Consider the following 23372-nt stretch of genomic DNA (forward strand, 5'->3'; position numbering starts at 1 on the left):
CACGTCCGAAAGACGTTGATGCGCGCGCCGTTTCTGAGGTGAGCACTCCGGACCGACTACTGCGCTCCCATCGAGCCGGCGATCATCGGCCAGGAATTGTGTAGGTCGTCCTGCCAGTAGCCCCACGAGTGGGTTCCGGTCGGCTTGAAGTCGAAGGTCGCGGGGATGCCCAGTGCGTTCAGTCGGTCCGCCAAGCCGTGCGTGCACCCGTTGACCGCGGATTCGATGATGCCGCCGACGACGATCTGATTCAGGAGCGCTCCGGGATTTCCGTTCACATCGGGTGCCTGAAGGTTGTCGTGCGGACCTGGCAGCCCGGATCCGGTGGAAACGTACAGTGCGGTCCCCCGCAACTTCTCCGCGTTCACGACCGGATCGTTCTCGCGCCATCCCGGACCGTCGAACGGTCCCCACATGTTTGTCGGATCAGCGCCACCCCGCGCGCCGACCACCAACCGCACATAGTCCTGACCCGGCTGGGTGGAAGTCTCCGCGCACCCGCTGTAGGCCCCGACACTCCGGTAGAGCCCTGGTGCCGAGATCGCGAGATTGAGTACCGACGTCGCCGTCATCGAAATCGCCGCGATGGAGTTGACCCCGTTGGTACCGAACTGCGCATCGATGACGGGCGGCAGTTCGCGAGTGAGGAACGTCTGCCACTTGTTGCGCCCGAGTACGGGATCGTCTTTCTGCCAGTCGGTGTAGTAGCTGAACGCTCCTTCCAGCGGCGTCACGACGTTGACGTTCTTGTCGGCGAAGAAGTCCAGGACATCGGTCCGTCCTTCCCACGTTGCACTGTCCTCGCCACCACCGGCGCCGTTGAGCAGATACAACGTGGGCCGTGGGGCGCTCGTGTCGGCGGGGAGGATCACCTCGAGTGGAATGTCGCGGCCCATCGCATCGGAGTGGACGCTGATGGTTACGGTGCGTGCCGGATCTGCGTTCGCGGGCAAAGGCGCAAACAGCAGTGGAACCAGTGAAATCGCCAGCGCCGCGGTGACGCGTCGACGGTAGGTTCGGATTCTCATCGGAGCGTCCCCCCCAGGTGTGCGAGTCGGGTTCTCGAAGCGGATACCCGCTCGATACGCCCCGAACCGACCCATCCACACGCAACGGTTCGGGATCAACCGTGATCGTTTGCCTCGCGCAAACGGCCGGCGGCGACCATCATGGGAGGCATGCGCTCGATTTGGAAAGGCTCGATAGCCTTCGGTCTGGTCAACGTCCCGGTCAAGGTGTACTCGGCGACCGAGGACCACGACATCCGATTTCACCAGGTCCATGCAAAAGACGGTGGCCGCATCAAGTACAACCGTGTGTGTTCCGAGTGCGGAAACACGGTTCAGTTCGCGGACATCGACAAGGCGTACGACTCGGAAGACGGATCGCGCGTCATCTTGAGCGACGAGGACTTCAACAAACTCCCGGCTGCGGAGAAGCACGAGATTCCGGTGCTGGAATTCGTGCCGAACGATCAGATCGATCCGATCTTGTTCGAGAAGAGTTACTTCCTCGAACCCGATTCGGCGTCGCCGAAGGCGTACGTCCTGCTTTCGACTGTGCTCACCGAGAGTGATCGAACGGCACTGGTGCATTTCACGCTGCGACAGAAGACGCGCCTGGCCGCGATGCGCGCTCGCGACGGTGTTCTGGTGATCCAGACCTTGCTGTGGCCCGACGAAGTTCGTGCAGCAGAGTTCCCTTCCCTCGACGACGCGGAGAAGCCGAAGGCCAAGGAACTGAAGATGGCGCAGACGCTCGTCGAGAGCATGGCGGGCGATTTCGATCCGACCGAGTTCACCGACGACTACCAGCTCCAACTGCGGCAGTTGCTCGACGAGATGATCGAGAACGGCGGCAAGAAGGTCATCCCCGCCGCCGAGGTCGACCAAGAGGGCACCGATGCGGAGGTGGTCGACCTGGTTGCCGCACTGCAGCGCAGTGTGGACGAAGCGAAGTCGAACGCCTCCAAGGCCGGCTCGTCGAAGTCGACCACACCGAGGAAGAAACGAGCCTGAGTCAGCCGCGCACGTCTTGGACCTCGATCAGAGCGTCCAACTCAGCGTCGACGTCCGGGGCCGCGTGACGACCCGTTCCGACCGCAAGGTTGATCACGGGTCCGATCGCCTCCAGACCTGCCTCGGTGAACATTTCGGCGTGTGACGTGGGCACCGGACGGTCGATGATCACCCCGGAGACGAACGGTCGCCACGCCGACGCGGTTCGCAGCGGGTCGAAGGTGTCGGCGTGTGCCGAGAAGAACAGCAGATCGCCCACGAACTTGCCCGGGCGGTATCGGTGAGCCAGTTCGGCGCCGGCGGAGTATTCCTCGAACAGTCGCTCGATCCGATCGCTCGAGACCAAAGGGTGATCGCCGATGGCTTCGCGCAAGAGTGCTTCGGCGTCCTCGGGTGTCAGATCACGCACGCCGGTGTCCGGGACCGAGATCCCCAACCCGCCGATCAGTTCGGCGAGAGAAGGCTGCGCGCCTGCCATCGTCGGGTCTTCGAGAACGAAGCTGTCGAGCAGAATCAGGTCGGCGACGCTCTCACCCGCGGCTTGCAACTGCACCGCCGCCGCGTGAGCGATCAATCCGCCGATCGACCACCCCAGCAGGTGATACGGACCGTGCGGCTGAACTCCGCGAATTTCCTCGACGTACCGCGCCGCGAAGTCCTCGATCAGCTCCGCCCGAAATTCGGAGTCCGTCAGGACCGGCGACTGCAGGCCGTAGAGCGGCCGGCTGGAGTCGACGTAGCGATCGAGCGCTCCGTAGCACCAGGCCAATCCGATGGCCGGATGGATGCAGAACAGTGGCTCGGCGCGGCCTTCCGGACGTAGTGGCAGGACTACCGCAAGTGCGGAGGTATCCGCGTCACTTGTCACAACTGTTGCCTCGAGTTCGAAGAGTCTGCGCGCCAATGCCTCCGGAGTCGGGTCGGAGAATATCCACGCGACGGGGACGGTCATGCTGGTGCGTTCTTTGATGGCAGCGACCAAACGCGTTGCCATGAGTGAGTTGCCGCCGAGTTCGAAGAAACTCGAATCGGCGTACGTGTCTACGTCGGCCAGATCGAGTACCTCTGCGAAAGCAGCGCAGATCGCGATCTCGTCGCTGCCTTCCGGACTGCGTCCACTCGGCGACTCCCAGTTGGGAGCAGGCAGAGCGCTGCGATCGAGCTTGCCCGCCGGTGTGGTCGGGACTGCGCCGATCACGACAACAGCGGACGGGATCATGTGCGCAGGCAGCGATATACCTGCGTGACGGCGTAGCGCGGCGGCGTCGAAGTCCGCATGTGCCGGGACGACGTACGCGACGATCCGAGCGTCGATGCCCTCCCCGACGACGACGCTGACAGCCGAATGCACGGAGGCTTCCGCTGCCAGCACCGCGTCGATTTCTCCGAGTTCGATTCGGAACCCTCGGATCTTGACCTGGTGGTCTGCGCGTCCGAGGTAGATCAGTGCCCCTGAGCGATCTTCGCGCACAAGATCCCCGGTGCGGTACATCCGAGCGCCTTCGGGTCCATGCGGGTCGGCGACGAAGCGCGCGGCTGTGAGTGCGGGGTTGCCGAGGTACCCGCGGGCGAGACCGTCGCCGCTGACGTAGAGCTCACCGACGACCTGGCCGGGAACCGAGTGCAGTCGGGAATCGAGAATCATCGCGTCCACGCCGCGGATCGGGCCGCCGATCGTCACGGGCTCCCCCGCGACCAGCGAATCACTGATGGTGACGGCGACGGTGGCCTCGGTCGGGCCGTACGCGTTGAACATTCGGCGCCCCGGTGCCCACCGAGATACGAGGTCGGCGGAACAGGCGTCGCCGCCGACGACGACGGCTTCGAGATGGTCGAGCCCGGCGGGATCGACAGTCGCCAAGGCGGCTGGAGTCACGAAAGCATGGGTGATCGTCTGCTCGTCGAGCAGTTCGTGCAATTCGACACCGCCGAGAACTGTCGGAGGCGCTATCACCATCGTTGCGCCGGCGCCGAAAGCCAGAAGGAGCTCGAGAACCGACGCGTCGAAGCTCGTCGAGGCGAAGCTCAGAGCGCGAGAGTGCGCGGTGACGCCGAAACGCTCCCGCTGTTCGTCGGCAAACGCTGCCAGTCCCGCATGAGTGACCAACACGCCCTTGGGTTTTCCTGTCGAGCCCGAGGTGTAGATCAAGTAGGCCGGGTTGTCGAACTCGAGTGGCGCGTCCGGCAGTGTCTCGGAATGGACTGCCTCGATTTCGGTGGTGAATTCGATCGCATCCAACTCGATCCACGATGTGACGCCCGGAAGGTCGGCCGCATACTCGCCCCTGGTGATACCGAGTACCGCTCCACTGTCGGTGAGCATGTGCTCGATCCGCTCGGCGGGGTACGCCGGATCCACGGGAAGAAACACTCCGCCGGCTTTCGCTACGGCCCAGAGCGCGATCACATAGTCGGCCGACCTCGGAAGCGCCAGTGCCACAATCATTTCCGGCGCTATTCCGCGAGCGATCAACGCAAACGCCATAGCGTCGGAGCGTCGGTCGAGTTCGCCGTACGTGAGCGTGACGGAAGCGGCGACGTCGACGATTGCCGGAGCGTGCGGATCGGCAGCGCCGCGAAGCAGCAACTCCGGCAAGGTCAAAGCATCGCCGGCCGGACGTCCGGGCAACGCACGCAGGCGACGTCCCGCAAGATCCACGTCACCGACGACGGCGGAGGGCTGGGCAGTCAGTGTCTCGACGATCGTTTCCAGCATCACTGCAAACGACTCCGCCGTATCGGTGTCGAAGAGATCCTTCGCGTAGGTGAGGGAGGCCTCGTAGCCGCCGCCTTCCTCCGTGGTCTGTTCGACAACGGTGAACTGCAGGTCGTACTTGGCGATGTCCGGTGTGATCTCGTGGGCACGAACGGCAAGTCCAGGCAGGTCCCACGTCGTCGGGTGGGCGCCGTGGAACGAGATCATCGTCTGGAACACCGGATGACGGTCGGTGCTCCGGGTCGGCGCCACCACGTCCACGACCTGCTCGAACGGAATGTCCGCGTGGGCGAAGGCGTCGAGATCGACGGAGCGGACAGTACGCAGAACGTCGACGAACGTCGACCCGGGGTCGACCGTCGTGCGCAGTCCCACCGTGCCCACGAACATTCCCACGAGGTCGTCGAGAACTCGGTGTCCTCGCCCGGCGACCGGAGATCCGATCACGATGTCCGTGCTTCGACTCAGCCTGGACAGCAGGACGGCATAGGCAGCGTGCAGCACCATGAACGGCGTCGCCGCATTGGCTCCGGCAACCGCCTCGACCGCGATCCGGGTGTGCGCCGGAAGCGAGACCGCGGTGTGGGCACCGCTCAACGACTGGGTGAGCGGACGCGCTCGATCGCTCGGAAGGTCGATCAATTCAGGTGCGCCCCGCAACGTCTCCCGCCAGTACGACGCCTGTGCCCCGAGCACGCTCTCGGATTCGTTCACCGAGCCCAGCGCTTCCCGCTGCCAGATGGCGAAGTCCGCGTAGTGCACTTCGAGCGGGGTGAACTCGGGAGCGTGTCCCGAACTTCTCGCGACGTAGGCGGTGAGCACGTCCTTCATCAACGGCGCGATCGACCATCCGTCCGCCGCGATGTGGTGGATCACGATGACAAGTGTGTGGTGCTGCGGCGTCGATTCGAGCAGGAGCGCGCGAACGGGAGCTTGGGTCGTGATGTCGAATCCACGCGACGCGAATTCTCTGGCGAGCTCTGCCGGTTCACGGGTGTCCGCATTTCCGTACTCGAGCGAGGTGAATGCATCCTGGATCACCTGGTGTGGACCGGAGTCGGAGTCGGGGAACACCGTGCGCAGGATTTCGTGCCTTTCGATCACGTCGAGGACCGCAGCTTCGAGGGCCGGCACGTCGAGTGCACCGTCGAGGGAGATCGCAGCAGGGACGTTGTACGCGGGTGAGCCGGGATCCATCTGGTTGAGGAACCAGATGCGTGCTTGCGCGTAGGACAGCGGAATTCGCTCGGGGCGGTCTACGGCGGTGATCGGTGGAAGCGCCTTCGCCCCGGCGGATGTGTCGAGCGCGGTGGCAAGTTCCCGAATTTCGGGGTGCTCGAACAGCATTCGGACAGGCACCTGCCTGCCCAACGACTCGCCGAGTCGCTGGGCCAGTCTGGTGGCGAGCAGTGAGTTGCCACCGAGTTCGAAGAAACTGTCCGACGCACTGATCTGTTCGATACCCAGCAGTTCCGCCACGACGCCGGCAACCTGGAGTTCGGTCGCGGTCGTCAGCGGCTCGACACTTCGCTCGGACGAACGCAGTGTCGGCGCCGGCAATGCCGATCGGTCGAGCTTCCCGACGGGGGTCAGCGGTACGTGATCGATCGGGGTGATCGCCGACGGCACCATGAAGGCGGGCAGTGAGCGGCGCGCATGGTTCAGCAACTCGTCCATCTCGACCGCATCGGCACCGAGCACTACGTACGACGCCAACATCGTCTCACCGGAAGCTGCGTCGACGCCCACGGTGACCGCGAACTCGACGCCGGGGTAAGTGCTGAGGACGGAGTCGATCTCGCCCAGTTCGATGCGGAATCCGCGCACTTTCACCTGGTGATCGGAGCGTCCGACGTATTCGATCGTCTCGAGCGGCGTCCACCGAACCAAGTCACCGGTCCGGTACATGCGGGTGCCGGCCGGGCCGAACGGCGCTGCCACGAATCGCGTCGCCGTCAAGGCGGGTTGGTCGAGGTAGCCGCGGGCAAGTCCCAGGCCGGCGATGTAGAGCTCACCGGTGACCCCGACGGGTACCGGCTGAGCCGAGCCGTCGAGAATTACCGCGGACACGCCGCGGACGGGCCCGCCGATGGTCACGGTCTCCCCCACGCTCAAGGCATCACTGATGCAGACCATGACGGTGGTTTCCGTCGGCCCGTAGCCGTTGAACAATCGGCGACCCGGTGCCCACTTACGGACCAGTTCGGGTGGGCATGCCTCGCCACCGACAACGATCGACTGCAAGGCGTCCAGCCCGGTGGGATCGACCGAGGCCAGCGCTGCCGGTGTGATGAACGCGTGGGTCACCTGGTGATCGGTGACCAATTCGGCTAGGTCCTGGCCGCCGTAAACGTCGGGAGAGGCGATCACCATCGTCGCGCCTTCACCGACTGCGAGCAGCAGTTCGAGGATGGATGCGTCGAAGCTCGGTGAGGAGAAGTGCAGCGTCCGCGACTGCGCCGAGATGCCGTAACGCGCCGTCTGCTCGGCCGCCAACGCGCTCAGGCCACGATGAGTGACGCTGACGCCCTTGGGCTTTCCCGTCGATCCGGAGGTGTAGATGATGTAGGCGAGGTTGTCGATTCGGATCGGCGCGGCCGGAACCGGCTGCCCGACACCGTCGCCGTGGATGTCGTCCATTGTCATCCACGGAACCGGGCGGGGCAGTGATTCGATCACCGCTTCCGTCGTCACTCCGCGAGTGGCTCCGGAGTCGGTGAGCATGTGCAGAATGCGATCGGCGGGGTATCGCGGATCGACCGGAACAAACGCGGCGCCGGTCAAGGAAATGCCCCACAAGGCGACGATCGAGTCGATCGAGCGCGGAATCGCGATCGCCACGATGTCTTCGGCACCGATCCCTTCCGTGGTCAGACGGCGGGCAAGCGCCGATGCACGGGCGAAGAGATCTCGGTAGAGCACGGTGGTGTCACCGGATCGAAGGGCCACCGAATCGCCTGAACGGGTGGCGGTCCGCGTCAATATTTCGGCCAAGGTGCGCGAACTGGTCCACGCCGGACCTCGTACCGGCATCAGCGACGCCCGCTCGAGGGTGCTGAGGAAATCTAGGTCGTCGATCGCGGCGTCCGGGTCTGCGGCGACGGCTCGGGCCACCGACTGCACACGTGCGGCGATCGTTTCCGCGGTGGCAATGTCGAAGAGCGCCTCGGCAAACCTGAGCGACCCGGTGATCTCGGTCTTCTCGGAATCGCCTGCCAGCAGGGTGAACTCGAGGTCGAACTTCGCGACGGACGGTTCGAGTGCTTGCGCTTCGAGATGCGCGTCGTGGACCGTGACCTGCGGCGAGACCACGTTCTGGTGGTACGACAGCATGACCTGAAACAGGGGGTGTCGCGTAGTGGACCGGTCGAGATCGAGGGCGTCGACCAGCACCTCGAAGGGCAGCTCGGGGTGCGCGAAGGCGGCAAGGTCGCGTTCACGGACAACCTCGAGCAGGGAGGTGAACGACGCTCGGTGATCGACCGGCGTCCGAAGCGGTACCGAATTGACGAACATCCCGATCAGGGAATCCAGCTCGGGTCGCCCGCGGCCTGCCACCGGGGTGCCGACCACCACGTCTTCGGTTGCACCGAGACGCGCGAGAACAACCGCCAGGATCGCGTGTACGACCATGAACTGCGTCGAGCCACTGCGCCTCGCCAAGGCGGCGAGACGCTCCCCGGTCGCCGCGTCGATGACGATCGGCACCGATCCGACGGCGGTCGTGGAGACAGATCCGCGTGGGCGATCGACCGGTAGCAGTACCTCGTCCGGGGCACCAGCCATGGCAGTGGTCCAGAAGGTCAGTTCGCGGGCAACCAGAGACTCCTGGTCGCCGACCTGTCCGAGCGAGTCTTGCTGCCACACCGCGTAGTCGGCGTACTGCACGTCGAGCGGTGTGAAAACCGGGGCGTCTCCAACGACGCGTGCGGAGTACGCCGCGACGAAATCTGTCGCAAAGGGAGTCAGGGACCAGCCGTCGAAGGCGATGTGATGGATGACGACGACCAGTACGTGAGCGAAAGTGTCCTCGCGCACCAGCATGGCCCGAATCGGCAGATCCGAACCGAGATCGAACCCACGCGCCGCGAACTCCGTCGTCGCGGATTCGATACCTTCGGATCCGCGGTAGCGCTCGACGGAGAACTGCACGTCGGAAATTGCTCGGATGACCTGACTCGGGCCGTCGGCGCTGTCGACGTAGATCGTTCGAAGCACCTCATGGCGTGCAATGACGTCCGCAAGCGCCTCCTCGAGTGCATCGCCGTGGATGTCTCCGGTGATCCGGATCGCGAACGGAATGTTGTAGACCGCGGACTGCGGGTCGAAGCGATTGACGAACCACAGCCGCTGTTGCGCAGCGGAGAGCGGTAGTCGGTCCGGGCGAGCACCGGCGCTCAGGGCAGGTCGATCGTCTGATTCTTCGGCGCTCGCCGCCAGACGTGCAGCGAGCGCTTCGACGGTCGGTGCTTCGAAGATCGAGCGCACGTCCACGGTGAGTCCCGTCGCTGCGCTCAACCGCGCGGACACCTGCGTCGCGACGAGCGAGTTGCCCCCGAGATCGAAGAAGCTGTCTCCTGCTCGGACCTCGGGTACGTCGAGCAGTGAAGCGAACACGTCGGCAACGGTTCGTTCGAGTCCGGCCTCGGGTTCACGGCCCGTTCCGAGGATTTCGCGCGGTATCGGCGTCGGCAACGCTCTGCGATCGAGTTTGCCGACCGGAGTCAACGGAATGGCGTCGATCGGGGTGATCGACGACGGAATCATGTACCGCGGCAGCGTGTCGGCGAGTCCCACGAACAGCGACTCGATATCAGCGTCGCCGCTCAGCAACACGTACGACGCCAGAGTGGTACCCGCGGCGGATTCGACGGGAATCGTCGTGGCGAACTGGACGAGAGGGGAATCCATCAGAGCAGCGTCGATCTCGCCGAGTTCGATGCGGAACCCGCGGATCTTGAGCTGATGATCGCTGCGGCCCACGTAGCGAAGGGTCAGGTCCTTGGTCCAGCGGACCAGGTCACCGGTTCGGTACATCCGGGCACCGGGCGTCGAGTACGGATGCGCGACAAACCGATCCGACGTCAGCGCGGGACGAAGGTGGTAACCACGTGCAAGGCCCGGCCCACCGATGTACAGCTCGCCGACGCCGCCGATCGGGACCGGTTGCAGCCGAGAGTCGAGCACCACGGCGTCGATTCCGCGGATGGGACCGCCGATGGTGATCGGCTCCCCCGGTGAGAGTGGGTCACTGATGGCAACCATGACAGTGGTTTCGGTCGGACCGTATCCGTTGTGCAGTCTGCGCCCGTTGCCCCAGCTCGAGACCAATTCCGGCGTGCACACGTCGCCGCCGACGACTACGCATTCCAGTGCCGTCACGCCCGCCGGATCGACGGTCGCCAGCGCAGCCGGAGTGATGAAGGCATGAGTGACCTCGTGGCTTCGGAGGAACTCGCTCAACGCCTCCCCTCCGTAGATGTCGGGAGGGGCGATCACCATCGTCGCGCCGGTCGAACCGGCGAGCAGTAGCTCGAGTACGGCGCCGTCGAAGCTCGGTGACGCAAAATGCAGAGTTCGCGACCCGGCGGTGATCCGGTACCGATCCTGTTGTTCGCGAGCAAGATTGGCCAAACCCGCGTGAGTGACGACGGTGCCCTTCGGCACTCCGGTCGAGCCGGACGTGTAGATGACGTACGCGGCCGACGCCGCAGTGATCGACGCTGTTCTGTCAGCGTCGTCGATGGCAGCGTCGGAGTAGGCGGCACATTCTGCAACCGTGTCCGCGTCGCCGAGGTCGATCCAGACTGCGACGTTCCCACCGGCTGCCGGACCGGCCGCAACCTCGGCGGACCGAATTCCGATCCGCACACCCGAATCCGCGAGCATGTGCGCAACTCGATCTGCGGGATAACGGGGATCGACCGGGACGAAAACGCCACCGGCTTTGGTGACCGACCAGACTGCGAGCACGGAGTCGACCGATCGGGCGACGGCCAGTGCGACCGGTGTTTCGGGGCCGACTCCCAGGTCCATGAGGTATCGAGCGATTCGATTCGATCGACGCTCCAGCTCCCCGTACGAGAGTGAGCGCTCGGAGTCTTCGAGGGCGATCGCGTCGGGATACTTCCTCGCGGTGTCTCCGAGGATCTGCGCCAGCGTCGATTCGCCCACCGAAGCCACACCGCGTCGCGGCAACGTCGCGGCACTCTCCCGCGATCCGAGTACACGAAGGTCACCAACCGGTGCAGTCGGTTCCGACACTGCCGATTCCACGAGGGTTACGAAGTTTCGCGCCAAGGCTTCGACGGTCGCGTTGTCGAACAGGTCGGTGGAATAGGTGAACGTGGCATCGATTCCAGCTGCGGTCCCGGACTCGTGACGTTCGGTGACGGTGAGCTCGAGGTCGAACTTGGTCAGCCCCGTCTCGACTGCCCGCGCCGTCATCGACACCCCGGCCAGTTCGGCTGTGTGAGCGGTGGTTATCCGCGAGGTGATGGCAGCTTGAAAGACCGGATGGTGCGCAGGCGAGCGGTCCAGTTCGAGCGCGTCCACGACGACGTCGAAAGGCACGTCCGCATTGTCGAAGGCATCCACGTCGACGGCCCTGACCTGTGACAGGTATGCGGCGAACGTTGCGTCCCGATCGACGACGGTCCGCAGGGCAAGAGTGTTGACGAACATGCCGACGAGCAGATCGAGAGATCTGTCCCCTCGTCCGGCCACCGGTGTTCCGATGACGATGTCGTCCGTGCCGCTGTACCTGGCCAGAAGCAGGGCGAAGCACGCGTGCAGGGCGATGAACGGCGTGGCGTCGTGATCGGCGGCAAGTACAACGAGCTTCTGATGCGTGGAAGCGCCGATTCTGATGTCGACTCCGGCTCCGCGCATGGTCGGGTCGAGTGCGCGCGGACGGTCCGTCGGCAGGTGGAGCTGCTCGGGCGCTCCCGCCAGCTGCTGCTTCCAGAACGTGATCTGTGAGTGGGCAAGTGAATCGGTGGATGCCGTGTCCCCGAGGTGTTCTCGGTGCCAGAGCGTGTAGTCGGCGTACTGCACTGGAAGCGGTGCCCACTGCGGGCTGTTGCCGCCGACGCGGGCGGCGTAGGCGCCGGTGAGATCAGCAGCCAACGGGGCGAGTGACCAACCGTCGGCCACCATGTGGTGCAGAACCACTACGAGGACAGCTTCCTCGTCATCGCCTTCCTTCTCGGCGGCGACAGTGATCAGCAGGTAGCGCACCGGACGTTCGCGGACCAGATCGAAACCGGCCGAAGAGAATTCGAAGATCACTCTCTCGAGGCTTCCGCGTTCCACGTCGATCGACTCGAGCCCTGCGATCCCCTCGCCCAGGCCCAGAACCTTCTGCGTCGCGTTGTCCCCGATCTGAGGAAACACGGTGCGTAGTGACTCGTGACGTGTCACGACGTCCACGATCGCGGCACTGAGTGCGTCGGGATCGACGGCGCCGCGCAACGACACCGCCAGTGGAATGTTGTACGCACCTGATTCCGGTGCCACGCGGTTCAGGAACCACAGTCGCTGCTGCGCGGGAGCGAGAGGCAGTACAGCCGGCCGGGCCACGACCTGAATACCGTCGGCGTCCGGGGTCTGTGCCGCACGCTCGATCGTCGCCGCGATCCCGGACACCGTGGGATGGTCGAAGAGTGCACGCAGCGGCATTTTAACCCCGGTGGCTTCGGTCAAGCGCGCTACCGCCGTCGTCGCTACCAGCGAGTTTCCGCCCAGATGGAAGAAATTGTCGTCGAGTCCGAGCGGTCCACTACTCAGGATGTCAGCCAGAACCGCCGCAACCTTGCCCTCGGTCGGGGTCGTCGGGGGTCGGAAGACCTTGGTGGAGGCCAGGATAGGCGAAGGCAGCGCACGCCGGTCCAGTTTTCCGTTGGTGGTCAACGGAATCGAATCGAGGACCATGAAGGCATCGGGAACCATGTAGGTCGGGAGGGCTTCGGCGGCGTGAGCTCGGAGGGCTTCGGCGTCCACGACGTCGGAAGTGGTCACATAGGTCACGAGAGCGCCGCCCGCCGGCGTCGGAGCCACGACGGTCACGGCGTCGTCGATTCCCGGCGCGCTGAGGATGACGGAGTCGATTTCGCCGAGTTCGATCCGGAATCCGCGGATCTTGACCTGCGCGTCGCCGCGTCCGAGGTACTCGAGTTGTCCGGGCGCAATCCATCGTGCGCGGTCGCCGGACCGGTACAACCGTCGTCCGCCGGCATTGAAAGGATCGGCGACGAACCGGCCCGCGGTGAGGTCTGGACGGCCGAGATAGCCACGGGCGAGTTGACCGCCGGCGACATAGATCTCCCCCGCGATCCCCACCGGGACCGGGGAGAGATGCTCGTCGAGCAGGTACACACGAAGTCCGTCGATCGCGTCACCGATCCGGCTGCCGGTCAGCGCACTCGCGCTCGCCCGGTCGAGTTCGAGATGGGTGACGTGCACCGTCGTCTCGGTGATGCCGTACATGTTGACGAGTGCAGGCGCGGATTCCGTGTGACTTTCGTACCCCGGGTGATTGTCGTACCAGCGCCCGAGTCGACGCAGGTCCAAGGCTTCGCCACCGAAGATCACGTACCGGAGCCGGGTCTTCGAATCGGCTCGAAGGTCGGCTTCGATGTACTGGTAGAAGGCCGAGGGCGTCTGATTGAGCACGGTGACGCCTTCTGCGGCGACCAGCGCCCGGAAGGCGTCAGGGTCGCGTGATACCTCGTGATCGACCAGGACCAGCGTTCCGCCGTGGAGCAGCGCGCCCCACAGTTCCCACACTGAGAAGTCGAAGGCGAACGAGTGGAACATCGTCCACACGTCGTTGCCGTCGAATCCGAATTCGACGTGCGTGTTCTCGAACAATCGCACCACGGTGGCGTGGGTGACGGAGACGCCCTTGGGTCGTCCCGTCGACCCCGAGGTGTAGATCACGTACGCCAGATTGTCGGCTCCGTGTCCGCGCGGGCGCTCATCGGTTTCCAGACTCTCACCGGAGTACTCGTCGGACTCGACCCCGACGACCACCACGTCAGAGTTCGGGAAGGCGGAGTTCGGGAAAGTGGAGTTCGGGAAAGTGGAATCGGAGATGACGCACACCGGTTGCGCATCCTCGACCACATACGCCAAACGCTCGGCGGGGTGCGCACCATCGAGTGGGAGGTATCCGCCGCCGGCCTTCACTACCGCGACAGCGGCAACGATCATGTCCACGGATTTCGGCAGCATGATTCCGACCAACGACTCGGATCGCACGCCATGATCGACGAGCTTGCGCGCCAACTGATTCGATCGTCGATCGAGTTCGCGGTACGACACGCGCTCGCTACCTGCGACAACGGCGATCGCTTCCGGGGTCGCCCGAATGCGGTCGGAAAGGATCTCGGAGAGCGTTCGGACCGGGGTAATCGGCAGAACGGGCGGCACCAGCGCCTGGCGCGCGTCCGGGCGCAGTAGATCCACTGAGCCGAGCGCCGAGTGCGGAGCACCGACCATCGCGGTCAAGATTCGTAGATAACGGTCGGCGAGGTCCTCGGCTTGCTCCTTCGTGCCGAGCCAATCCAGAACACCGGAGATCGGCTGATCGAAATCGGCATGCTCACCAGTCGGAATCGCCAGGGAGACAAACAGTTCCGGCACGGTGGCCAGATCCGATCCGATAGGCGCACCGACCATGAGCCCCGGAAATCTCGGGTGAGCATCCAGCGGCTCCTCGAAGCAGACCATCGCCCGGAACAACGGGCCCGTCTCCACCCAGCGGCCGTCACCGAGTGCGGCGGTCACCGAAGACAGAAGAATGTCTGCGTGTTCGAGAGCTTCGATTGCGACGGTGTCCACCGCACCGACCAGGTCGGTGAGCGTCATGGTGTTCGACACCGTCGAGCGAAGCACCAACTGGTTGGCGAACATCGAGACGAAATCGTCCGGATTGGAGGCGCCGTACCCTCGGACCGAGACGCCGATCGACACCTCGTCGGCCGAACCGACGCGGCGCAGCAGTCCGGCCATCGCAGACTGGAACAGCACGAACAGACTCGTGTTCATCGTCGTCGCCATCGTCTCGAGGCTCCGGCAGAGGCCTGCCTCGATCTCGAGGGGCGTGGACGTTCGACCGGATCCGGCGACGACCGGCAAACCCAGTTCCTCGGCGGGGTTCGACAAGGTCGCAGACCAGTACTCGACGTTGCGGGCGTGTTGAACTTCGGCGATCCATTTACCCGCGGCGTCGGGGTCGATGTCCATCAATCGAGTTCCCGATTCCGCAGCGCAGAACAAGTCGAGGAACTCGAGGAAACGCCGGTGGTGACGCGAGATGTCCTCGTTGGTGTACAGGTCTGGATTCGCGGCGAAGTCGATCTGGATCTCTTCGGCTGCGGAAGTCTGATAGACGTTGACGGAGAGGTCTTCGATCGGCCCGGTCGAGATCACGTTCAGTTCGCCGTGCGCGTCCCCGAGAGTGATTCCGGAATGGAACAGCATGAGGTTGATCAACGGCCCGTGGAAGCCTCGTCCGTCGGCGATGCTGTGATCACCGGCGTTGAGGTCGCGTCGTAGGTCCTCGTGGCGGTACTTCTGATGACGCAGTGCGCCGGTGAGTTCGATCTTCACCTCGTGCAGCAAGTCCCCGACCGCGAAATGCGGATCGACGCTCGCACGTATCGGGACGACGTTCGACATCATTCCGCCGGACCGGCGAGCAGCTTTTGTCGTCCGCCCCGAGACCGGCAGGCTGAGGACCACGTCGCGGGTCCCGGTGGCCCGGGCGAGGTAAGCCGCCAGAGCACCGATCACCACTGACGACGTCGTCACATCGTGGGCGGCGGCCAGCCGTTCGAGGGAGCTCCGCAGTTCCGTAGGTACCGTCGCCGACCGTAGGCGAGACCATGCCTGCGACGGAGCAGTCGAGGACGCGAGCGAGGTTCCGCCCGGTTTGTCGGCCATCTTGGTGTTCCAGTAGTCGCGATCGCGCTCCCACCGCGTGGAGCCCAGATAGTCGGCCTCTGCCTTCACCAACGATTGGAGGGGGGCAGTTACCGCTGGGGGAACTGGTAGATCGCGCACCGCGGCGGTGTAGATCTCGGCTGTGCGGTTCATCATCGACATCGCGCCGAAACCGTCGAGCGCTACGTGATGAATACGGCTGTACCAGTAGTAATGGTCGTCGCGAAGCACCAGGACTGCCAGCCTGACCAGGCGATCGGTGAACGGATCGATGGCAGCAGTGTGCTCTCTGCGCATCCATTCCTGCGCTGCAGATTCCGGATCCGATTCGGCGCGAAGATCGACCACGTCGAGGGAGTCGTCCATGTCGAGATCGAGCCACTGACGCGCAACCCCGTCCACCTCGACCAGGCGCAGATATCCGGAGCCGATCTCACGACCGGTCTGTTTGCTGGCAGCGGTCAGCAGCTCGATGTCGAGTGGGCCGTCCACGTCCACGTACTGAGCGATGCTGACGGGAATCTCGGGTCGAAGCTGTTGTGCGACAAGCAGGGAAAGTTGCGCGGCAGAAAGAGGGAAGGTGAGTTCGTCGTCCGGACGAGCTGCGGAAACGATTCCTCGGTCGGGACTGCCATCCACACGAATCTCCCTCTTACAACTTGATCATGATGCAAACAGGTTTATGCGTCCGCTGGACGCTTCGAACTGATCGGGGCACTTCGAAAATGAGACGAATACTTTGGAAAGCTCGGGTGGAAACTGGCAAGTCGCCCGCCGGAGATCACATCGTGACAATCAGCTGCGATGTTACCGATCAGTCAGCTTCCAGCAAATATTCATCAAACAACCATTTGGGACTATTGTCCTGAATATCATGGCTAAAACGGCCCTATATAACAAACCGAAGCGCCGGTACCCGACGAACGGGCACCGACGCTCCGGTGAAATGTATTCAGTTGATCGTGCCGAGGTTGCTTGTCAGACCGTGAAGCCGAGTGCGCGCAGTTGCTCGCGTCCGTCTTCGGTGATCTTGTCCGGTCCCCACGGCGGCAACCACACCCAGTTGATCTTCATGTCGGTACACAGATCGCTACGCACAAGTGCGCCGCGCGCCTGGTCCTCGATCACGTCGGTCAACGGGCACGCCGCCGACGTCAAAGTCATGTCGATAGTGACGACACCGTCGTCTTCGAAGAGTCCGTAGACCAAGCCGAGATCGACGACGTTGATTCCCAGTTCGGGATCGACGACGTCGCGCATCGCTTCTTCGAGTTCGTCGAGTCGCTCAGGCGACGGGACAGTGCCACTGCCCTGTGCGCCACCGAATTCCGCAGTGGAATCGGGATTCGGATTCACCGGAGCGCCGACCTCGGCGTCCTGCACTGGTTGTGTCTCGGTCATGATCCCTGTCCTTCAGTCGTGTCGACCAATTCACTGCTGCTGTCCGCCGTCGTCACAGCACTGCCGTCGACAATCTGGACTACAGCATCCTTGAATGCCATCCATCCGAGCAAGGCGCACTTCACGCGTGCCGGATACTTCGAGACTCCGACGAACGCGATACCGTCGCCGAGAACGTCCTCGTCCCCCTCGACGGTGCCCCGACTGCTCACCATCTCGTTGAACGCCGTCACCGTCTTCAGTGCGTCGGTGACCTGCATCCCGATGACGAGGTCGTTGAGCACCGACGTCGACGCCTGGCTGATCGAACAACCCTGACCGTCGTACGAGACGTCGGAGACCGTTCCGTCCTCGGATATCTGGACGCGCAACGTCACCTCGTCGCCACACGTCGGGTTGACGTGGTGCACCTCGGCGCCGAACGGCTCACGGAGTCCGCGGCCGTGCGGATGTTTGTAGTGATCGAGGATCACTTCCTGATACATCTGCTCCATGCGCATGATTCAGTTCAACTCCCCTGCGACACCGAAAAATTCCTGCGCACGCTTGATCGCGGCAACGAGAACATCGATTTCCGCGGTGGTGTTGTAGAGCGCAAACGACGCACGGGCCGTCGCAGCGACACCGAACTTACGATGCAGCGGCCACGCACAATGGTGTCCGACGCGAATCGCGACGCCCTCGTCGTCGAGGATCTGTCCGAGGTCGTGGGCGTGAATACCGTCCACGACAAAGGAAATCGCTCCGCCGCGGTTCTCGGACGTCTGCGGTCCGATGATGCGCAGACCTTCGATCGCCGACAACTTTTCGAGAGCAGCCTCCACCAACACGTGCTCGTGCGCGGCGACTGCGTCCATCCCGAAGGTGTTCAGGTAATCCACGGCAGCGCCCAACCCGACCACCTGTGAGGTCATCGGTACGCCGGCTTCGAAACGCTGAGGCGGTGGCGCGTAAGTGCTGACCTCCATGGTGACCGTCTCGATCATCGAGCCACCGGTGATGAACGGAGGCATCGCTGCCAGCAGTTCACGACGGCCGTAGAGAACTCCGACCCCCGAAGGGCCGAGCATCTTGTGACCGGAGAACGCCGCGTAGTCCACTCCCAGTTCGTGGAAGTCGACCGCCATGTGAGGCACCGACTGGCACGCGTCGAGCACGACGAGTGCACCGACGGCGCGTGCTCGTCGCACCAATTCCTCGACGGGCGCGATCGCGCCGGTCACGTTGGACTGGTGGGTGAACGAAACGACCTTCACCGCGTCTGTCAGCTCCAGCGAATCGAGATCGATCCGGCCGTCGTCGGTGACTCCGTACCACTTGAGCGTCGCACCGGTTCGGCGCGCAAGTTCCTGCCAGGGAACGAGGTTGGCGTGGTGTTCGAGTTCGGTGATGACGATTTCGTCGCCAGGACCGACATGGCGGTCGAAGCGATCGTCACCGAGAACGTAGGTCACCAGATTGAGAGCCTCGGTGGCGTTCTTGGTGAACACCAACTCGTCCGAATCCGCGCCCACGAAAGAAGCGATGGTGGCGCGAGCATTCTCGTACGCGTCCGTCGCCTCTTCTGCGAGCTGATGAGCACCCCGGTGTACTGCCGCGTTACACGTGGTCAGGAAGTCCCGTTCGGCATCGAGAACCTGGACCGGACGCTGCGAGGTAGCGCCGGAATCCAAGTACACCAAAGGTTTTCCGTCGCGCACGGTTCGCGCCAGGATCGGGAAGTCGGCCCGAACCGCTGTGACGTCGAGCTCGCGCACCGAGGTGGTCATCGTGATTACGCTCCCTGGGTAGCTGCGGTGTCCGCGGTGAAACGAACGTAGCCGTTGGTCTCGAGCTCGTCGGCCAGCTCCGGTCCACCGGACTCGACGATGCGGCCACCGACGAACACGTGAACGAAGTCGGGGTTGATGTAGCGCAGAATGCGCGTGTAGTGCGTGATCAGCAGAACGCCGCCGTTCTCGCGCTCCTTGTAGCGGTTGACGCCTTCCGAGACGGTGCGCAGAGCGTCGACGTCGAGGCCGGAGTCGGTCTCGTCGAGGATCGCGATCTTCGGCTTGAGCATGCCCAACTGCAGGATCTCGTGGCGCTTCTTCTCGCCACCGGAGAAACCTTCGTTGACCGAGCGCTCGATGAACGAGGGATCGATCTCGAGCTCGCTGAGGGCTTCCTTGACTTCCTTGACCCAGTGGCGCAGCTTGGGAGCCTCGCCTCGCACGGCCGTAGCGGCGGTGCGCAGGAAGTTGGACATGGAAACGCCGGGAACCTCGACGGGGTACTGCATGGCCAGGAAGAGCCCGGCACGCGCACGCTCGTCGACGCTCATTGCGAGGACGTCTTCACCGTTGAGGGTGATGGAGCCGGACGTGACCTGGTACTTGGGGTGACCGGCGATGGCGTACGACAGAGTCGACTTGCCGGAGCCGTTGGGGCCCATGATCGCGTGGGTCTCCCCCGAGCGGACCGTCAGGTCGACGCCCTTGAGGATCTGGATGGGCTCGGCGTTGGCATCGGAGTTGGCGACCTCGACGTGCAGGTCACGAACCTCGAGGACCGAAGTGGTGGTGTTGTCACTGGTAGACATGAAATTCCTTCAAGATGAGGCGGGCGAGCGTAGCGACGGGGTGGTGTCGCCGGCGGGGCGGTCAGGAGCCGACGGCTGCGAGTTCGGCTTCGACTGCGGCTTCGAGGCGATCGCGCACCTCGGGAACAGCGATCTTGTTGATGATTTCGTGGAAGAACCCACGTACGACCAGACGACGAGCCTGATCCTCCGGGATACCACGAGCACGCAGGTAGAACAGCTGCTCGTCGTCGAAACGTCCCGTTGCACTTGCGTGGCCGGCCCCGACGATCTCACCGGTTTCGATTTCGAGGTTCGGAACCGAGTCGGCGCGGGCGCCGTCGGTCAGCACCAGGTTGCGGTTGAGCTCGAACGTGTCGGTGCCCTCCGCTGCGGCGCGGATGAGAACGTCGCCGATCCACACGGTGTGCGCGTCGGGCTTGCCGGATCCGGGATCGCCCTGAAGCGCACCCTTGTAGACCACGTTGGACTTGCAATTGGGCTGCGAATGGTCCACCAGCAGACGCTGTTCCAGATGCTGGCCGGCGTCGGCGAAGTACAGGCCGAGCAGTTCGGCGTCGCCGCCCGGTCCGTCGTACTTGACGGTGGCGGACAGGCGCACCAGGTCGCCGCCCAGGCTGATCGAGGTGTATCGAAGCACTGCGTCGCGGTTCAGGCGAGCGTGGTGTGACGTCACGTGAACTGCGTCGTCCGCCCAGTCCTGGATGGCCACCACGGTCAGCTGCGAACTGTCACCGAGAACGAATTCGATGTTCTCCGCGAAGGTTCCGCTGCCGCGCTGGTCGATCACGAACGTCGCCTTGGCGAACTGCGCCAGACGAATCTGGGTGTGTCCGTAGGCGACGTTGTCGACTCCGGGGCCGGTCATGGTGACCACAACGGGCTTCTCGACCTCGACCTCGGCACCAACCGAGATGACCGTTGCCGTCTCGAAGCTCGAATACGCCTGCGCTGCAATGCGATCAGCGGGAACGCCGGCTTTGCCCAGACGTGCGTCGTCACGGCCGACGGTCTCGACGGTGATGTCGCTTCCGCCGTCGACCTCGACGGTGACCTGTCCGTTGGCGACGGCGCTGCCGTCGTGCAATCCCCGGAGGCGACGCAGCGGGGTGAACCGCCAGATCTCGTCACGTCCGCCGGGAACCTCGAAAGCATTGACGTCGAACGAGGAGAACTGCTCACCCTTGTTCGTGATGGGTGAGCCTGTGGCTGCACCCTTTACAGGAGCGGTCGGGTTCTCCCCGGCAACAGCTCCGATGACTCCGGTCTCTGGCGTGGTCACTAACCCACAGCCCCTTCCATCTGAAGTTCGATAAGGCGGTTGAGCTCGAGCGCGTACTCCATCGGGAGTTCCTTCGCGATGGGCTCGACGAATCCACGCACGATGGTGGCCATCGCCTCGTCCTCGGTCAGTCCGCGGCTCATCAGGTAGAAGAGCTGATCGTCACTGACCTTGGAGACGGTGGCCTCGTGACCCATGGTGACGTCGTCCTCGCGGATGTCGACGTACGGGTAGGTGTCGCTGCGGCTGATCTGGTCGACGAGCAGAGCGTCACACTTGACGGTCGACTTGGAGCCGTGGGCACCCTTGTTGACCTGCACCAGACCGCGGTACGACGCACGTCCACCGCCGCGGGCGACAGACTTGCTGATGATGGTCGAGGACGTGTGCGGCGCGAGGTGGAGCATCTTGGCGCCGGTGTCCTGGTGCTGGCCCTCGCCGGAGAACGCAACGGAGAGAACCTCACCGCGGGCGTACTCACCCATCAGCCACACGGCCGGGTACTTCATGGTGACCTTGGAGCCGATGTTGCCGTCGACCCACTCCATGGATCCGCCGGCCTCGACCTTGGTGCGCTTGGTCACCAGGTTGTAGACGTTGTTGGACCAGTTCTGGATGGTCGTGTAGCGGCAGTGGCCGCCCTTCTTCACGATGATCTCGACGACGGCCGAGTGCAGTGAATCGGACTTGTAGATCGGCGCGGTGCAACCCTCGACATAGTGCACGGAGGCATCTTCGTCGACGATGATCAGGGTGCGCTCGAACTGACCCATGTTCTCGGTGTTGATGCGGAAGTACGCCTGCAACGGGATGTCCACGTGGACTCCCGGCGGAACGTAGATGAACGAGCCACCGGACCACACGGCGGTGTTCAGCGCGGAGAACTTGTTGTCGCCGGCCGGGATGACCGATCCGAAGTACTCCTTGAACAGCTCCGGGTGCTGCTTGAGACCGGTGTCCGTGTCGAGGAAGATGACGCCCTGCTCCTCGAGGTCCTCACGGATCGAGTGGTAGACGACCTCGGACTCGTACTGAGCTGCGACGCCGGCAACGAGGCGCTGCTTCTCCGCCTCGGGGATGCCGAGCTTGTCGTACGTGTTCTTGATGTCCTCGGGCAGGTCTTCCCACGACTCGGCCTGCTTCTCGCTGGACCGGACGAAGTACTTGATGTTGTCGAAGTGGATGCCTTCGAGGTCGGAGCCCCAGTTCGGCATCGGCTTCTTGTCGAAGGTGCGCAGCGCCTTGAGGCGGATGTCGAGCATCCACTCGGGCTCGCTCTTCTTGGCGGAGATGTCCCGCACGACAGCCTCGGACAACCCGCGCTGCGCGCTGGCTCCGGCTTCGTCGGAATCGGACCAGCCGTAGCCGTAATGACCGAGGGACGCGATGGTCTCTTCCTGCGTGAGCGGCTCGGTGCCTGCTGCCGCAGTGGTAGTCGCCTGGTCTGATGTGACGGTCATGCGAGCTCCTTCCGGAGTCTTGTTTCTTGACGGCTGCTCGGGTTCAGCGAGGGCTGGTCGCTGTGGTCGAGCAGTTCTGACTTTGAAGAACTAGCTGAAAAATCTCTATTCGAACGCTGCACGGTGGCAACGCTCCGTAGAACACTCTGGTCCGGTCATCTACTCCCGGTGGACACGAGGGGCACGTGCGTCGTGCAGGCGCAGTCACCGTTGGCGATGGTCGCCAGACGCTGAACATGAGTCCCGAGCAATTGCCGGAATGCTTGCTGCTCTGCCTCGCACAGTTCCGGAAACTCTTCTGCCACATGGGAAACCGGGCAATGGTGTTGGCAGATCTGCACGCCGTTACCGACCGGCCGGGTCGACGCTGCGAACCCCACCGCGTTGAAGGCTTCGGCGATTGCGTCCGCTGTCGCCTCGACGTTGTCGACATCTGTCGGATCAGCCGGTTCGACGTCTCCGACGATCGCCTGGACCCGGCGCTTGGCGAACTCCTCGATTGCCGCGTCTCCGCCGATTTCACGGAGTTGCCGCATCGCGGCTCCCGCCAGATCGTCGTAGGTGTGGCCGAGGCGGCCGCGACCGGTCGCGGTGATCTGGAACTGCTTGGCGGGACGACCTCGTCCACGCTGACGCAGCGACGACGCCGAAGCGGTACGGGCTTCGCCCGACTCGATCAACGCATCCAAGTGACGTCGGACACCTGCGGCACTCAAACCGAGGCGCGTGCCGATTTCGGAGGCGGTAATGGGGCCTTCTTCGAGTAGCAGCTTGACCACTGCGGCCCGGGTCTGGCCTTCGACGCTCACCGTCACCGGATTTGCGGCAGCACTAGGCGAGGTCGCTACAGTGGGCTGACCTGCAACTTCCTTGCTTCGAGGGTCTGACGCATTTCTTTTCACAACACAAGTGTGACGGAATTCTTTTCGCAGGTCTACTAAGGGCAACCTGCATTACATTCGGGAAT

At 63.8% G+C, this 23372-nt stretch carries 10 protein-coding genes; 1 reads left to right on the forward strand and 9 read right to left on the reverse strand.

Translation table 11 applies throughout. From position 1 onward, the window contains the following. Positions 1-56: 56 nt before the first annotated feature. Complete coding sequence (locus tag ACYP01_RS22285; protein WP_042445627.1) at positions 57-1028, reverse strand: alpha/beta hydrolase; 972 nt, start codon at positions 1026-1028, stop codon at positions 57-59. A gap of 150 nt (positions 1029-1178) precedes the next feature. Between ACYP01_RS22285 and ku the strand changes: the two genes are divergently transcribed. Next, positions 1179-2018, forward strand: coding sequence for a non-homologous end joining protein Ku (gene ku, locus ACYP01_RS22290; RefSeq protein WP_007727895.1), 840 nt, complete (start codon positions 1179-1181; stop codon positions 2016-2018). A 1-nt stretch (position 2019) separates the two neighbouring features. Here the strand turns inward: ku and ACYP01_RS22295 are convergent, their stop codons facing one another. From ACYP01_RS22295 to ACYP01_RS22330, 8 genes are all read right to left on the reverse strand, one after another. Further along, complete coding sequence (locus ACYP01_RS22295) at positions 2020-16320, reverse strand: amino acid adenylation domain-containing protein (protein WP_459682491.1); 14301 nt, start codon at positions 16318-16320, stop codon at positions 2020-2022. A 339-nt stretch (positions 16321-16659) separates the two neighbouring features. Then, complete coding sequence (locus ACYP01_RS22300; protein WP_003944963.1) at positions 16660-17082, reverse strand: metal-sulfur cluster assembly factor; 423 nt, start codon at positions 17080-17082, stop codon at positions 16660-16662. Then, positions 17079-17582 (reverse strand): Fe-S cluster assembly sulfur transfer protein SufU, encoded by a 504-nt coding sequence (gene sufU / locus ACYP01_RS22305; protein ID WP_003944894.1) that lies wholly within the window; start codon positions 17580-17582, stop codon positions 17079-17081. Before sufU ends, ACYP01_RS22300 begins: the two co-directional genes overlap by 4 nt. A 3-nt stretch (positions 17583-17585) precedes the next feature. Beyond that, positions 17586-18851 (reverse strand): cysteine desulfurase, encoded by a 1266-nt coding sequence (locus ACYP01_RS22310; RefSeq protein ID WP_003944865.1) that lies wholly within the window; start codon positions 18849-18851, stop codon positions 17586-17588. A 5-nt stretch (positions 18852-18856) separates the two neighbouring features. Continuing rightward, positions 18857-19663, reverse strand: coding sequence for a Fe-S cluster assembly ATPase SufC (gene sufC, locus ACYP01_RS22315; RefSeq protein WP_003944795.1), 807 nt, complete (start codon positions 19661-19663; stop codon positions 18857-18859). 61 nt (positions 19664-19724) lie between these two features. Then, positions 19725-20945, reverse strand: a complete 1221-nt coding sequence (gene sufD / locus ACYP01_RS22320; RefSeq protein ID WP_003945011.1) for a Fe-S cluster assembly protein SufD — start codon at positions 20943-20945, stop codon at positions 19725-19727. Then, positions 20945-22405: a Fe-S cluster assembly protein SufB gene (gene sufB, locus ACYP01_RS22325; RefSeq protein ID WP_003944799.1), complete on the reverse strand. Its 1461-nt coding sequence runs from the start codon at positions 22403-22405 to the stop codon at positions 20945-20947. The genes sufD and sufB overlap by 1 nt, the downstream gene beginning before the upstream one ends. 155 nt (positions 22406-22560) lie before the next feature. Continuing rightward, a complete protein-coding gene (locus ACYP01_RS22330) occupies positions 22561-23307 on the reverse strand; it encodes a helix-turn-helix transcriptional regulator (RefSeq protein ID WP_269750909.1) in 747 nt (248 codons plus the stop codon). Positions 23308-23372 lie beyond the last annotated feature (65 nt).

The sequence above is a fragment of the Rhodococcus sp. no. 34 genome (assembly GCF_054589475.1).